This window comes from Streptococcus sp. 22.1 (genome assembly GCF_016648645.1).
In the GTDB taxonomy this organism is placed as follows: Bacteria; Bacillota; Bacilli; order Lactobacillales; family Streptococcaceae; genus Streptococcus.
Genome location: NZ_JACLQK010000022.1, coordinates 1 through 16540 on the forward strand (window position 1 = coordinate 1; position 16540 = coordinate 16540).

Below are 16540 nucleotides of genomic sequence, written 5' to 3' on the forward strand. Positions count from 1 at the left end.
CATCAATATTCATAAGCAAATCAATTTAAAATCGGTTAATCTTTTTATTTTCAACGAAGCCATTACTCATAAATTCAACAAATAATAGGAATTGATTAATTATTATAAGCGGCTAAAAGTGCCAGTGGTCCATAGATAGCCCTTTTCCAAGTATATTCTAAAGCAATTTAAAATGATATAATGAAGGAAATAAATCTTTGTGAGGAAAATAAATGTCAGAACATGTACAAAGGCAAGAGTTGCATAGAAAGATATGGGCAATTGCAGACGAAGTTCGTGGTGCAGTAGATGGTTGGGATTTTAAACAATATATTTTGGGAATTCTATTTTATCGTTTTATCAGTGAAAATTTCAAAATATATATTGAAGGTGGAGATGAATCAATAAAGTACGAAGAGGTTTCTGAAGAACTAATTACACCTGAGGTTCGAGATGATGCTATTAAAACCAAGGGTTATTTTATTATGCCTTCTCAATTGTTTTCTAATGTTGTCAAAACTGCACGACAAAATGAACACTTGAATACAGATTTAAAGGAAATCTTTGATGATATTGAATCAAGTGCAATTGGTTATGCTAGCGAACATGACATTAAAGGACTTTTTGATGATGTAGATACCAGAAGTAATAAGCTTGGTAGTACAGTCCCAGAGAGGAATCAGCGTTTAACGCTTATTCTGGAAGGAATTGCGAGCCTTGATTTTGGAAACTTTGAAGATAATCACATTGATCTCTTTGGTGATGCTTATGAGTACCTAATATCTAATTATGCTTCTAATGCTGGAAAATCAGGTGGAGAATTCTTTACACCACAAAGTGTATCGAAACTCTTGTCACAGATTGTTATGCTTGGTAAGGATGAAAAGAATAAAGTCAACAAGATTTACGATCCCGCCTGTGGTTCGGGTTCACTACTCTTGCAAGCTAGAAAACAGTTTAATGAGCATGTAATAGAAGATGGTTTTTTTGGTCAAGAAATTAATATGACTACGTATAATCTAGCTCGCATGAATATGTTTTTACATAACATCAATTATGACAAGTTTAGCATTGAGAGAGGTAATACTTTACTTGACCCTAAGCATGGGGACGAGAAGCCATTTGATGCGATTGTGTCGAACCCACCATACTCAATCAAATGGATAGGAAAAGATGATCCAACGCTCATCAATGATGATCGCTTTGCACCTGCTGGAGTCTTGGCCCCAAAATCAAAGGCTGACTTTGCTTTCATTATGCATAGCTTGTCATATTTGTCGAACAAAGGACGGGCGGCTATCGTAACTTTCCCCGGTATTTTCTATCGCAGTGGTGCAGAGAAAAAAATACGTCAATATTTAGTAGACAATAACTTTGTAGAAGCGGTTATTCAGTTACCTGACAATTTATTCTACGGAACTTCTATTGCGACCTGTATTCTGATTTTGGCAAAGAATAAGTCGACGAATGATGTTCTTTTTGTTGATGCTAGTAAGGAATGCAAAAAAGAGCCTAATAATAATGTCTTAGACCCTATCAACATCAAGAATATCCTTAAATTATTCGCTGATTATCAAAGTGTGGATTATAAAGCAGCCCTCGTTGGTAATGATGTGATTGGTTCAGAGCAGGATTATAACCTTTCTGTATCAACCTATGTCGATAAAGAAGATACACGTGAGAAGATTAAAATTGATGTGCTCAATAAAGAAATAGCAGAGACCGTTTCAAAAATTGACCACCTACGTTCAGAAATTGACAAAATCGTAGAGGAACTGAGCTATGGTAAATGATGTGATTCTCTATAAAACAGATGATGGCAAGTCCGCTATTGAACTTCATTTGGATAATGGAACGGTCTGGCTGAGCCAACAAGAATTAGCTGAGCTCTTTCAAACTTCCAAACAAAACATTAGTAAACATATAAAGGCTATATTTGAAGATGGTGAATTATCGGAGGAGGCAACTGTCAACTATAAGTTGACAGTTCAAAATGAGGGAAGTAGAAGTGTTCAGAGAAATGTTGCTTACTATAATCTCGATATGATTTTAGCGATTGGCTATCGTGTACGATCCCCGCGAGGAATTCAGTTTAGACACTATGCTTCGACAGTCTTGAAAGAGTATCTGATCAAGGGCTTCGCTATGGATGATGAGCGCTTGAAAAACTTGGGTGGGGGCTCTTACTTTAAAGAACTTCTTGAAAGAATCCGAGACATTCGCTCAAGTGAAAAAGTCTTTTACCGTCAGGTTTTGGATCTCTTTGCTACATCAAGTGACTACAATGCAAATTCACCAGAGGCAAAGAAATTCTTTGCGACGGTGCAGAACAAGATGCATTATGCCATTCACCACAATACTGCCAGCGAACTTATCTACAATCGTGTTGATAGTGAAAAGGAGTTTATGGGCTTGACTATTTTTAAGGGAGACCTCCCTACTCTATCTGAAGCGAAAGTTGCTAAGAACTATCTGACAGAGAAGGAACTCCGTGGGCTTAATCAGCTTGTATCGGGATATCTAGACTTTGCTGAAAGACAGGCAGAGCGAGAAGAAGTCATGACTATGGCTGATTGGGTGACACATGTGGATCGAATCCTTCTCGCTACTGGAGAAGTCTTGCTGGATAACAGTGGCTCTATCTCTCGTGAACAGATGAAACATAAGGTAGACAAGGAATATAAGAGCTATCAATCCAAGACTCTTAGTCAAGTCGAAAAAGACTACCTCAAGGAAATCAAAGGTATCGAGAATATTGCAAAGGAAGGAGGTAACTGATGAATATCCTAGAAGAAATCCATAACTGTCCCGTTGAGTGGAAAGAGTTGGGGGAAGTAGTAGATTATGAGCAACCAACCAAATATATTGTATCAAGTAAATCTTATGCTGACAGTTATGAAATTCCTGTTTTAACTGCAGGACAATCATTTATCTTAGGTTATACAAATGAAAAAGACGGTATTTATCATGCTAGCAAAAACAATCCTGTTATCATTTTTGATGATTTTACTACATCAAAACAATGGGTAGATTTTAAATTTAAAGTAAAATCATCAGCAATGAAAATGTTAACGATAAAGGATGAATTTAAAAATGAAGTTTTATTACGCTATGTATGGCATTATTTGGGTACAATAACTTATAAACCAGATCAACATGGTAGACAATGGATTGGAACTTATTCAAAGTTTCTTGTTCCAATTCCTCCTCTAAAACTTCAAGAAAAAATCGTGCAAATACTTGACAAATTTACTGATTATGTTACAGAATTGACCTCAGAATTGACCTCAGAATTGACCTCACGTAAAAAGCAATATTCTTTTTATAGAGATAAACTCTTATCATTTGAGGATGAGATTTATCAGGTTGAGTGGAAGTCTCTTTCGGAAATAGCAAAAGATTTTGGTCGAGGGAAATCAAAACATAGGCCTAGAAATGATGCAAGATTATATGGTGGTGATATACCGTTCATACAGACGGGAGATATAAGAGAGGCTGGTAAATGGATTGAAAACTATTCTCAAACTTATAGTGCTTTTGGATTACAACAAAGTAAGCAGTGGGAAAAGGGAACATTGTGTATCACAATTGCTGCTAATATAGCGGAAACTGGATTATTAGGATTTGATGCGTGTTTCCCTGATAGTATTATAGGGTTTGTTGCAAATCCAAAATTTGCCATTACAGAATATGTTTACTATTATTTAAATTCAATAAAAGATTATCTTGCAAATAAGAGTTATGGTAGTGCACAGGATAATCTTAATTTATCTACATTTTCATCATTGAAAATTCCAGTCCCTTCTCTCGAAATCCAATCTCGTATTGTTCAAGTTCTGGACAATTTTGATACGGTTTGTAATGACCTAAAAATCGGACTTCCCAAGGAGATAGAACTGCGTCAAAAACAGTATGAATATTTCCGAGATAAACTCTTGACATTCGTCGCCGAAGGCGAGTACACTGACAGTACAGTACAGACAAGACCTGATTAGGCTCTTGACTTGGGTATTTGGCCCAATTCGAGTGAAGTTGGGACAAGTTGTCAATTTACAACGTGGGAAACGCCTTGTTAAAAAACAATTAACTGCTGCAGGAAGTTTCCCAGTTTATCAAAACAGCTTGACACCTTTAGGATACTTTGAACAATCAAACAGGGTAAAAGAAACCAGCTTTGTGATTTGTGCTGGAGCGGCCGGTGAAATTGGATATAGTGATACAGACTTTTGGGCGGCGGATGATGTTTATACATTAGAGACATCAGAAGATATTTCTGATAAATTTATGTATTATGTCTTGTTAAGTAAGCAAGATAGACTCAAATCACAAGTTCGAAAGGCTAGTATTCCTAGATTATCTAAGGATGCTATTGATAAAGTTACTTTTTATTTACCATCCTTTACTGAACAAGAAAGAATTGTCTCCATTCTTGACAATTTCAACACCTTAACCACTTCTATTTCAGAAGGTCTTCCTAAAGAGATAGAACAGAGACAGAAGCAGTATGCATACTGGCGAGAACAATTGTTTAATTTTGATTTATAGAAAAAATAGGAAAGGCATATGGCAAAAGCGCTAAGTGATATTGCACAAGAGTTAAAAGCTTCGAACCAGAAAGTTCAGCTAATCTACGCATTTAATGGGACGGGTAAGACCAGGCTCTCTAAAGAATTTGCTAAGTTGTTTCAAGCTGAAGAAGGCGGTCTTACGAGAGATAAGATTCTTTATTATAATGCTTTTACTGAGGACTTGTTCTATTGGGATAATGGTCTTGACAGCAATCAAGATTTTAAACTGAAGATTCAACCAAATTCTTTTATATCTTGGATTATTCAAGAGCAGGGACAGGATCAGAATATTATTTCGCATTTTCAGCATTATACAAATGATAAAATGACACCTTCATTTCTTTTGTCAGATGGTCATATTCTTTTCACTATTCAAAGTGGTGATGGTGAGGATAGACTAAAGGAACAAATTAAGTTATCCAAAGGTGAAGAGAGCAATTTTATTTGGTCTATTTTTTATACATTGCTAGAGCTAGTTATTAGTGAGCTTGATATACTAGAACCTGATGAACGTAGTACTAGAGAGTTTGATGATTTAGAGTATGTATTTATTGATGACCCGGTTTCATCATTAGATGAAAACCACTTGATAGAAGTTGCATCAAATTTAGGTAAGTTAATTAGAACAAGTAAGTCTAATCTTAAATTTATAATAACAACTCACAATCCGTTGTTCTATAATGTCTTATATAATGAGTTAAAAAATATTAAACGGAATGAGAGATATAGTAAGAGAGCTATTGACGAAGAAACTGGAGAGAATAGAACCTATATTGACACCCGAAAGGTTCCTGATAGTAGTAGATTTAGATTTGAAAAATTAGGAGATGGGTCATATGAGCTGATAAAACAACCAGATGACTCTCCTTTTGCTTATCATAATTTTTTAAGAAAATCATTACATAAAGCTATAGAAGACAATTTGGTTTATAAATATCATTTTAATTTTTTAAGAAATCTTTACGAGAAAACAGCAACTTTCCTAGGGTATCAAAATTGGCAGGATTTATTGCCACGTGATAATGAAGGAAGTTTTAGTAACTATGAGTCAAGGATATTAAATATTTCTAGTCATTCTAAAGTATCAACCGAGGAAGATGAACTAGTAACCCCCCCAGAAACTGCGCTTTTGAAAAACCTGTTACAGCATTTAGAGAGCACTTGCAATTATAAGGAGTAATTATGTCTGAAAGCACATTGACTACAGCTATTGTGGAGTCAGATAATTTTATCATTTTAGAAAAGTATACCAAGATAGAACAGCCTAGTCAGTATCAGACAGAGGCGGACTTGGAGAAGGAGCTGATTGCTGACTTGTGCCAGCAAGGATACGAGTATCTTACTTATTTGACGACCCCAGAGGCGCTTTTGGCTAATCTCAAGACCCAGATGGAAGTTCTGAACAATGTGGTTTTTACAGATGCTGAGTGGTTGCGCTTCTTGGATGAGTACCTCAATAAACCCAGTGACAGTTTGATTGATCGTACCAGAAAACTTCATGACAACTATATTTATGATTTTATCTTTGATGATGGGCATATCCAGAATATCTATCTATGGGATAAGAAAAATATTAGTCGAAACAAACTGCAAGTCATTAATCAAATGAAGCAAGTTGGTACTAGTAGCAATCGTTATGATGTAACCTTGTTGGTAAATGGATTGCCTCTGGTACAAATTGAGCTTAAAAAACGTGGAGTTGCGATTCGAGAGGCCTTTAATCAGGTGCACAGATATAGTAAAGAGAGTTTCAATGAGGAGAATTCTCTCTTTAAGTACCTTCAGATTTTTATCATCTCAAACGGAACGGATACTCGGTATTTTGCTAATACGACCAAGCGAGATAAGAATTCTTTTGAGTTCACCATGAATTGGGCTTTGAAAAATAATAATCCTATTAAGGACTTGAAGGACTTTACAGCAACTTTCTTGAGTCAACAGACCTTGTTAAATGTCTTGATAAATTATTCTGTATTTGATACTAATGATACTCTTCTTATCATGCGTCCTTATCAGATTGCGGCAACTGAGAGAATCATCTGGAAGATACGTTCAGCTATTGCTTCAAAAATCAAAAGCGGTCCTGATACAGGTGGTTATATTTGGCATACTACTGGTTCAGGGAAGACCCTGACAAGTTTTAAAGCTGCTAGACTTGCTACTGAGATGGAAGAAGTAGATAAGGTTTTCTTTGTGGTGGACCGCAAGGACTTGGATTATCAAACAATGAAGGAGTACCAGCGATTTTCACCTGACTCTGTTAATGGTTCCAATAGCACAGCGGGTCTTAAACGCAATATCGAAAAAGACGATAATAAAATAGTCGTGACAACTATTCAGAAGCTCAACAACTTTATGAACAGTGAGAGTCAACATGAGATATATCAAAAGCAAGTAGTTTTCATCTTTGACGAATGTCATCGTTCCCAGTTTGGTAAAGTACAGATGCGACTCAGACTGAAGTTTAAGAAGTATTGCCAGTTTGGATTTACAGGGACACCTATTTTACCTGATAAATATGATGCCTCTGGTAAACTAATTCAGAAGGGAAATGCATTGGGGACAGATACAACCGTATCTGTTTTCGGGCGTGAATTACATGCTTATGTATTAACTGATGCGATTAGAGATCAAAAAGTCTTGAAGTTCATGGTTGATTATAACGATGTTCGACCACAGTTCAAGGCAATCGAAAGCGAGCAGGACTTGACCAAGTTGTCTGCGGCTGAAAATAAAAAAGCTCTGCTTCATCCAACTAGAATTGCTGAAATCTCTAGTTATATCTTAGAACATTTTGCTCAAAAGACGCATCGATTTTCTGATAAAGGCTTCAATGCTATGTTCGCTGTTTCAAGTATCGATGCAGCGAAAGCCTATTATCAAGAGTTACAAAAACAGCAAAAATATTCTGATAAACCATTGAAGATTGCAACTATTTTTTCTTATGCTGCTAATGAGTCGCAGGCGGCTATTGGAGAAATTGATGATGAGAGCTTTTCACCGACAGATATAGCGGATATTAGTAGTAAGGAATTTTTAGCTAGTTGTGTATCCGATTATAACCGGCTGTTTGGAACTAATTTTACGATTAATAGTAAGGATTTTCAGAATTATTATCGTGATTTGGCTAAGCGTGTCAAAAATCGTGATGTGGATCTCTTAATTGTAGTTGGGATGTTCTTAACAGGTTTCGATGCACCTACCTTAAATACTCTTTTTGTAGATAAAAACTTAAGGTATCACGGTTTGATTCAAGCTTTCTCTCGAACCAATCGGATTTATGATGCAACTAAGTCTTTTGGTAACATTGTAACATTTCGGGATTTAGAGCAGGCCACAACTGATGCCATTAAATTATTTGGGAAGACAGAGACAGCAGAAATTCTGTTAGAACGGCCTTATCAAGACTATATGACTGGTTTTACAGAGGCGGGGGAAGATCAAAAAGGCTATATGGCTGTTGTTCAAGAGTTACAAGAAAAATTCCCAGACCCACAGACTATTATTAAAGAGAGTGATAAGAAAGAATTTATTTCTTTATTTGGTCAATTTCTTCGTCTCGACAATATCTTGCAAAATTATGATGATTTCATGAGCCTGAAAGCGTTACAAGAACTTGATATTTTAGATAAAAAGGCGGTAGAATCCTTCAAGAAACGTTACCATATGGATGATGCGACTTTAGCAGAATTAGCTCAGTTAAGTATTCCAAGTATTAGGGAAATTCAAGATTACCGTTCGACTTATAATGATATTAAGTCTTGGTATGATAATGAAGGTCGTAATAAGGAAGATGGCCATTCTAAAGTAGACTGGGATTCGGTTGTCTTTGAAGTTGAATTGCTAAAATCACAAGAAATCAATCTTGATTATATCTTGGAACTCATTTTTGAAACAAATAAAAAAGTTTCAAATAAAGATGTACTGGTTGAAGAAATTACCCGAACTATTCGAGCAAGCCTTGGTAATCGTTCCAAGGAAGATTTGATTGTCGATTTCATTCATAAAAGTGATTTAGATAATTTTTCGGATAAATCGGATATTATTGAGCAATTCTTTGTATTTGCACAACACGAACAAAAAAGAGAGGCAGAAGATTTAATTCGGGTTGAGGGATTAAATGAGCAATGTGCTAAGCGTTATATTCAAACCTCACTGAAGCATGGGTATGCTAGTGAAAATGGTAATGATTTGAATGAAGCTCTTCCAAAAATGAGCCCTCTAAATCCACAATATCGTACCAAAAAACAAATCGTCTTCCAAAAAATCAGTAGTTTTGTTGAAAAATTTAAAGGTATTGGTGGGGAACTTTAATTCTTGTTTCTACTAATCACTAGATAAAAGATTTTTTGAGTTGTTGTTCGTATATAAAATATTGATTAAGCCTCTAACTTATATTACTTAGGGTTTGTTTCTAAGCACGAAAAACCTCGATAATCTCTACTATTTTTTACCCACTACAGAAATTATAGAGCCATAAAAGTCAGGATTTTTCCTGGCTCTTTGATTTATAAGAGGTATCATAGGTGATAAATACAAAGGTTATTATACACTAGGTTTCTTTCGGGTTGAAATTGTTAAATGGTATAATAGTAATGGGAATGAAATCAGGAGGGGATGGTTATGACTAAGAAACTACTTTTTGCAGTTCTGATGGTTGTCTCATTGTTCTTATGCAGTTCGGCTGTTAATAAGGCAATCACCTATGATAACGACTTTATCATTTCGTTGGCTAAGGGGTTAGATAAACGGTGGGAGGATGCCAGTTCGAATTACGAGGATACTACGGCGTACTATGAAAAGGCCACACAATTTGAGTTGTCGGAGGTTGGAAAATATAAGGAAAAAACTTTTAAGGACAACAAGCTCAAGAAATTAGCTATTGAATATGTAAATGTTCTTGAGGATTCAAAAAAATTAACATCGAAGGAAAATGAACATTACTCTTCTGATAGTTGGGTTGAGTACAGAAAAAAGAGATATGAATTGATACTTGATATTCATTCAAGAAAGAAGATACCTGTCCAGGATACTAGGAACTTACGTGATATACTGAACATAGGAATAAAAGTGAAGCAAACAAAGGAAATAATCCAAGAACTTAACAAAATTTTTAAAGGGAATGACTTTACAATCAGTAAAAGTAGCGAAAATAGCGATAAATTGAATTGTTCTGGTACATTTGAGAATACTACCAGTTATTATCTAAGATATGTGCCTATGGCTATTGAAGCTTATAATAAGAATGGTAGGGTTATTTTTAGAAAGTCAGATGCAGCTATCACTGAGTGGAGTGAAGGAACAACTAAAGAATTAAATTTAACAGTTTATGATTCAAATCATGAATTCAATGAAATCAAAGTATTGTTGGATGAAAAATATCTCCAATTTAGATAAATCATTTTAGGAATTACTGTGAAACAAAAAAGAGGGGGTGTCACTCCCTTTTTCTCCTATATAAATGATGCTATACTGGGCATATGAAAAAAGATTCTAAATACATTATTATTTTGGTGGTCATTTTCCTCGCTCTTGGAGTCATGTTTTTGGTCTCTGCGTTAATTAAGAAAAATGAACCGAAGAAAAAAGTAACACCCCATAGCACCGAACAGGTGATTGAAGATTCATCCTCGGAAGACATTCCAAAAGAAGATAAGTATGAGAGATTGCGTAAAGAGGCACTTGCGACCTTAGAAACACAAACCCCTGCAGATGATGCTGATACGCAAACTGTAAAGAATGCACTGAAAGAGATGTGCTCTTATGTTGAAACAGTTCATAACGTAACCGATATTAAGCCAGATTATCAAAATCATTTAACGATTACTGGCACTAAGATGCAGTATGAGCTTGTAGCGAAATTTATGCTTGGTTATAAGTATTCTGATGCTAAAACGCAAATATTTAAAGCCAAAGCAGACAATGTTCGTCAGTTTGTCCTTGAGATTGCTAACCCAGACGGAGCGAAACTCTATTTCTGTGGGAATTACGTTATGGGAACAACTCAAATAGAAGTAACATCAGTTCATGGAGTAGCTGAGGCTGATTATGCTGAACATGGACATGACTAAAAGTAGTTAATTCTTAAGGATTAGCACTTACAAATGTTTTTTTGCTCCGTCAAGTGATGGAGCTTTTCTTAATTAATAACTCAGATAGTAATTTTTGTCCCTGTGCAAGTGCATATATACTTGATACTTGATATAATTATGGCATAGTACAAAGACTAAAGAATTAGTGATTATATGATTAAAGAATGATTGGAGATTAGGAATCATGGAAAAAGAAACAAAGCGTCTTTTAAGTAAGTTGGTCAGATTATTTGACGGACAGACTAAGGAATATCTTTTAAAGTATACTGATGAGGTTTCTGAGTTAAATATTGAAGAACAAAATAAACTAGCTCAAGAGTTGCCAGCTAGACACTTAAGTGCTGAAATTCTAAGTGATATTCAACGAATTAAAAACGGAGAAGAACCACGTTTCTTCACTAAGGATGGACAATATAAGGGACTATGTGTTGAAGAATACAAGCAGCGTGACTTTATGACTCGTCAGCAACGATACGTTCTAAGTTGGGCGTTCGGAATGTTACTCTTTTTAGCAGTCTTTACAATTGTATCCTGGAACTTTGTTACCAACGTTATCCAAAAAATGGAAACTAGTACATCACTATTGAACTATACTGAGAACTATGGCACTCGTCCTGAACAGGTCTTTGCAATGGTTGTATGTGGCGTCTTATTGATATTACTTTCGGTAGTTGTTTCACTAGTATGTTTGAAGAGGTATCGTAAAAATACTGAAGAACCTATCAATGTTGTATTAACCGATGATTTGAGATTATAAAAGCTGAAGCTTAAGCTTTGGCTTTTTTGGTGTTTTTAAACTTGATTGCTACATGTTACTGGGAAAATGTAGAGTGTCATAATGGGACTTTACGGTACTTGATGTTTCCTAATTAAATAAATATATAGCCAGATCATTTTCAATGTTACATAATAAAAAGATAAAAGTACATGTAACTCGCACTTTATTATTAATTTGTTTGTACATGATTGAATACAGGAGCAGGTGCATTGTTAATGCGCTTGTTTTATATATCTATATTGATAAAATATAATCATGAGATAAATAAAAAACTAAGGGAAAAGAATTCAGTATCATTTTGATTTAATAGTCTTTCTGTTTTATCTAGCAAAATAGGTATTTGGTTTAACTAGATAAAGTAATCAAGGACTTTTAGTATAATGTGACTAATTCGGAAATGAAAGGAAAAAGTAATGTTTGATAAGTTAGATTATAGTATGAAGATGATGGCTCGAGAAATTGAGGGCCTAGAATTTGTTGAAGGAAAATACCTTCTGGATCCTAATGACCCTAAAGCCTTTAATTCGATGGAGGAAATTGAGCTTTATAAGGAATTGGTGAAGAAGTCAGCTATTGAGTTTCTTAAGGAAGAACCAGAGTATGCTTCAAATCCATTTGAAGAACTTATGAAAGATTGAGGAGAAGTAGCATAGCCTAGGGCTCTGTTACTAAAAGTTCAAAACAATCTATTGATAAATGGGTTACAGATGGCAATTCATCATTACTAGTTATTTATAGTTGTTAGTATTTAGGAGGTAAAAAATGACTTCAGTGACAAACCGTATTAAAGCAGTGAAACAACCTAGAGGTGGATATATACCATTGAAGCAGTTTTCAGCGATTACCTTAGATGACGGAAAAATTTTGAATTCAGATGAGTCGGTGTCGCCTGGACTTGTTGGTTCAGCTGTAGACTATCTATCACGTTTGATGAATGGTGCACAACCCAAAGAAGCGTTTAAGATTTCTTTAAATGGAGCATATCTGGTGGGTGAATTTGATAAGGCTACTTCACTATTAGACCAAATTGTTGGACTAGATAATCAATCAATTGTTGCTGCATGTATTCTGGTTGGTTATGATGTTGCGTTTAGAGCAATCCCTGCTCGTTTTATCACAGTTGATGCTATACACGCTGATGAAGCCACGATTGAAAATATTCGTATCATGGTACAGCGAAGTCTACACTTCCTTGAAATCTATGGGCCAATCACTTTAGATGGATTTACATTTGACTCTGCATATACGGACACAATCACATCAGGTGATGGAGATTACTTAACTAAGGATACTCTTTGGGATTTCAAGGTCATAAAATCAAAACCCAATAAGGATTATACTCTACAGGTTCATATATACTATTTAATGGGAATTCGTTCCAATCAACCAGAGTTCTTGAGTATATCAAAGCTAGGTTTCTTTAATCCACGACAAAATATAGTTTATCAGACAGCTATCGCTGATATTCCTAAGGAAGTTATTGAAACTGTTGAAAAGAATGTTATTGGCTATACAGACTAGATAGTGTGGGGTTGGGAGGTCCAATATGGAAATTGATCGTTATTGTAATAGTTGTTTGGGATACTATTCGTATGATATTGATGAAACAGATAATTACGAAAAGTGTCGTTGGTGTGGATCAGAAGATACTGAAGAAGCCTGAAGTTAAAGGTCTCCCAATACTATTTCCTCTCTTTACGTTCATATCAATAATGTTTGATAGAGAAGTACGGTATCAGATGTTCATTTGGAAGGTAGAGTTTTCAACACTAAATTTATCGCTTCATAGTAGGCTCTATAATTTCTGTAGTAGGTAAAACTACTGTAGAGATTATGGAGCTATTTTCTATTTTTGGGGAACAAATTTCCAAAAAGCAGTTATCGAAAGAACATTAACTATATTTTTCCTTGAATACCAGTAGGAACAGACTACAAATATTACTTAAGTAGGAGATGGAAAGTTCACAACGACAGGACGAGACCTTACCCCGTAATTGGCAATTTATATTAAAGGATAGTGCGAGTGTACTTGATCGAGTGTTGGAAGAGAATGAGGCGAGGAAGTTTATTAATTTGCAAACTAAAAGCACTGTCACTTCGCACTTAGTGCCAGCAGAATAATATATAAATAAACACCTCGCCCCAAGAATAGTGCCTAACTTCAAGTAATGAGAACTGCTGGTCAGGAGTCTGAGCGAGATATAGCTTATCACTATCGTGAATCAAATCAAAGGAGCTGTGTACTGCAGCAACTGTAGGAATAGCAACACCGTCCTTTAACTTTTGAATCACTGTGGGCTTTAATAAAGACAATAAAAAGGAATTGAACAAGTAAACCTTGAAGTTGATAAAGCAACGTCTAAAAAATAGTTCATTTTAAATGACTTTTGAAAATTTAGGGCTCTCTGCGCTTGCTCTTATAATTTCCTCTGTGCTACACTAATCTTAGTTTAAGAAAAGACGATTCAAATATCTATGAAAGGAGAAAAATATGAACACACCTCGTATTAACCGATTTTTAGGTGAATGGTTGGACAGACAGACTAGCCCAGACTTTTTTAAAAAAGGTTTGATTCTTCTGAATGCATACGACTTTCTCGACAGTAAGGCGGATGCCATCCCTGGTCTCATCGCTCATAAAAAAAGCCCCCTACGTCAGCAATTAGATGAAGCTCTCGCTAGTCGTGGGTACTGTTATCTTAAGCCTATTGAAGTCAATGCTCAAAACTCCATCGAAGTAGAGAAGTACTATCGATTTGAAGCTACACCTAAAGGTTCAAATGAACCTATTACTTACTATGGTCTAGGTGCGTACTTTATTTGCCGTGCTATATTTAATAATGAATTCGATATTGATTCTGGCTTTCAATATGATGACGAAGAACTCTTTTATGAAGACATTGGATTTGATGCTCTATTCCATAATAAGTCCGTTTTCCTATTAGGAGACACTCCCTCTGATGATATGGAGGTATCTTGGCAAGAAATTGGGATCTTAATGCGTAGACGAGCTTTTAATTAATATGCTTTTCAAGGACTTCCGCAAAACGTGTTATAATGGGAGAAGGAGAGTAAGAGAATATGAAAAATATTAATAATAAAGCTAGCATAAAGAGATATAATAGCAAATTGTTAGTCGAACCCTCAGAAACGTTGTTAGATATTTTCCAGATAATGTCTAAACGAAATAGGATAACTAATATTTTGGGAAAGGTTGGTTCTGGAAAAACCTACCTCGCAAGAAATTATATTGAATATTTAAGTGAAAACACCAATAATCTTATCGTCTATTTTAATGGCAATAATAAAAAAGAAGTGAATTGTGACCTATCGTTTAGCGACTTTGATAGCTTCATAGATTTTTTGTTAAATGTAGAAGTCAAAGATACTTCTATATATTTGGTCATTGATGAGGCATCCTCTTTAACTGACGAACAACTGGTACATTTAAATGCGACTCTCAATAAGTTACTCGCTAATGATTTGGAGGTTGCCGTATCTATTCTGTCCTATACTGTATTACTAGATAAGTTTGAAGGGGAGCTTGAACGTTTCGTACTAGAAACAAAAAGGTCTTAAATAATTAGACGACAATAAATTTCATGAATAGATTACAAAAGAGCAGTATGCTCTTTTTTTGTGTATTCATAGGGTGTCACTGGGTTTGAGTCAGGGATGACTTTTGCTATCATCTAACTGTAATTTTTTAAGAAAGGAAATTGCTTATTTATGGATAAAAACAAACGTTCAAAGATCCTAAAATCTGGAGCTTTTTTAACAGCTCTTGTAGCAACAGGTTTGGTTAATAATGGGGTATCAGCAGACGAATCTGCCGCACCAACTGGACCAACAGATAATGCTACTGTTACGACTGGACACTCCGATACACTTCTTCCTCCCGCTTCATCAACACCAGCGACACCCGGTACCAATACCACAGATGTCCCAACTGCTGAAGCACCTAAAGTTGACACTTCTAAAAATGAAGGTGTAACAACTGAGACACCTAAAGTAACTGACGGTTCTACTGGTACAGGTGTAGCTACACCTACAACACCAAGTGTTACTACGCCAAGTCAAGACGAAGGGAAGACATCAGAAACTTCTGAGGCTACACCTACGACTTCTGAAAATGCAAGTACAACTGCTGAAACGTCTACAGCTACCTCTGAAGGAAGTGAAGGAAACTCTACTTCTGATACAACTTCAACTGCATCAGAAACACCTACCCCTTCAGAGCACACAGTAACTGAAAATCCTACTAAGCCTAACGCAACGGATACTGCTAATACTAACCACAATAGTGAAAATAACACTAGCAGTAGCAGTGAAAGTTCACCAAATACTGTTAATGATAAAGGGTCAACTGTTGCCACACCAACTCCAGCACCAACTGAAGGGAATAACGCTTCAAGTTCTGAAGCACCTAGTGGCTCATCAACGTCAGCTGAATCTTCTTCAACAAGTTCAGAAACACCAAAAGTATCTGATGGAACATCTGGAACTGGTGTAAGTTTGCCAAGTAGCGAAGGAACAACATCTTCTGAGAAATCATCGACTTCTCCAGAACTATCTGAAACTGCTACAAACACTTCTCATATTCTTGACGGAACCAATGGAACTGGTGTCTCTACACCATCTGAACATAAATCTGACAATCGTACAGAAGTAGCTTCAACTTCAACAGCATCTTCAAACAAGGTAGTTGAGTCTCCTAAAACTGAAGAAACTCCTAAAGTTAGCGACACGAATGTTCAAGAAGCACCTAAACCAGGGGACGTTTCTCCTTCAACAAAACAAGTTGTACTTAATGTGACTCCTAGTCAACCAGTCGTTACAAATACTGGTTATAAAGTTGTCTCAACAAACAATAGTGATCTTGTTGTACAAAACTTCGATGGTTCGGTAGCCTCAGTTCCAGCTTCACAGGCAGGAGGAGCAGTGAATGAGGATGGAACTGTCTCTGTTAAGACTGAGGCAGGAGAAATGGTAACACTTCCTGAAACAGGGGAAACTGGAACAAAACTCGTTACCTTTGGATTCTTGATTTTGGCAGCACTTGGTCTTCAACGTACAGCTGTGAAACAAGATAAATGGTACTCAAACTAAGAAAGGTGATTATT

General features: G+C 35.8%; 14 protein-coding genes. All 14 read left to right on the forward strand.

The window, feature by feature from the left end; translation table 11 throughout:
• Nucleotides 1–212 precede the first annotated feature (212 nt).
• On the forward strand, nt 213–1772 hold the full coding sequence (locus tag H7U04_RS09465; protein WP_110981317.1) for a type I restriction-modification system subunit M: 1560 nt from the start codon (nt 213–215) through the stop codon (nt 1770–1772).
• On the forward strand, nt 1762–2757 hold the full coding sequence (locus tag H7U04_RS09470; protein ID WP_002892409.1) for a virulence RhuM family protein: 996 nt from the start codon (nt 1762–1764) through the stop codon (nt 2755–2757). The genes H7U04_RS09465 and H7U04_RS09470 overlap by 11 nt, the downstream gene beginning before the upstream one ends.
• Nucleotides 2757–3974: a restriction endonuclease subunit S gene (locus tag H7U04_RS09475; protein ID WP_201059706.1), complete on the forward strand. Its 1218-nt coding sequence runs from the start codon at nt 2757–2759 to the stop codon at nt 3972–3974. Before H7U04_RS09470 ends, H7U04_RS09475 begins: the two co-directional genes overlap by 1 nt.
• 4 nt (nt 3975–3978) lie before the next feature.
• Nucleotides 3979–4524 (forward strand): restriction endonuclease subunit S, encoded by a 546-nt coding sequence (locus H7U04_RS09480; protein WP_207185739.1) that lies wholly within the window; start codon nt 3979–3981, stop codon nt 4522–4524.
• Nucleotides 4525–4542: 18 nt separating this feature from the next.
• Nucleotides 4543–5727 (forward strand): AAA family ATPase, encoded by a 1185-nt coding sequence (locus tag H7U04_RS09485; protein ID WP_002892406.1) that lies wholly within the window; start codon nt 4543–4545, stop codon nt 5725–5727.
• 2 nt (nt 5728–5729) lie between these two features.
• On the forward strand, nt 5730–8861 hold the full coding sequence (locus H7U04_RS09490) for a type I restriction endonuclease subunit R (RefSeq protein ID WP_110981318.1): 3132 nt from the start codon (nt 5730–5732) through the stop codon (nt 8859–8861).
• A 309-nt stretch (nt 8862–9170) separates the two neighbouring features.
• Nucleotides 9171–9944 carry an FxLYD domain-containing protein gene (locus H7U04_RS09495; RefSeq protein WP_258367682.1) on the forward strand — a complete coding sequence of 258 codons (774 nt, stop codon included), beginning with the start codon at nt 9171–9173 and terminating at the stop codon, nt 9942–9944.
• Between the two features lie 83 nt (nt 9945–10027).
• On the forward strand, nt 10028–10618 hold the full coding sequence (locus H7U04_RS09500; protein ID WP_110981320.1) for a hypothetical protein: 591 nt from the start codon (nt 10028–10030) through the stop codon (nt 10616–10618).
• Nucleotides 10619–10823: 205 nt separating this feature from the next.
• Complete coding sequence (locus tag H7U04_RS09505; RefSeq protein WP_110981321.1) at nt 10824–11396, forward strand: hypothetical protein; 573 nt, start codon at nt 10824–10826, stop codon at nt 11394–11396.
• 434 nt (nt 11397–11830) lie between these two features.
• Entirely contained in the window at nt 11831–12055 is a 225-nt protein-coding gene (locus H7U04_RS09510) for a hypothetical protein (RefSeq protein ID WP_110981322.1), read from the forward strand.
• A 124-nt stretch (nt 12056–12179) separates the two neighbouring features.
• Nucleotides 12180–12938: a hypothetical protein gene (locus tag H7U04_RS09515; protein ID WP_201059708.1), complete on the forward strand. Its 759-nt coding sequence runs from the start codon at nt 12180–12182 to the stop codon at nt 12936–12938.
• A 970-nt stretch (nt 12939–13908) separates the two neighbouring features.
• On the forward strand, nt 13909–14439 hold the full coding sequence (locus H7U04_RS09520; RefSeq protein WP_110981324.1) for a hypothetical protein: 531 nt from the start codon (nt 13909–13911) through the stop codon (nt 14437–14439).
• Between the two features lie 59 nt (nt 14440–14498).
• Complete coding sequence (locus tag H7U04_RS09525; protein WP_110981325.1) at nt 14499–14996, forward strand: AAA family ATPase; 498 nt, start codon at nt 14499–14501, stop codon at nt 14994–14996.
• A 150-nt stretch (nt 14997–15146) separates the two neighbouring features.
• The gene (locus tag H7U04_RS09530) at nt 15147–16526 is read left to right on the forward strand and encodes a hypothetical protein (RefSeq protein ID WP_110981326.1); all 1380 of its coding nucleotides are present in this window, start codon (nt 15147–15149) and stop codon (nt 16524–16526) included.
• Nucleotides 16527–16540 lie beyond the last annotated feature (14 nt).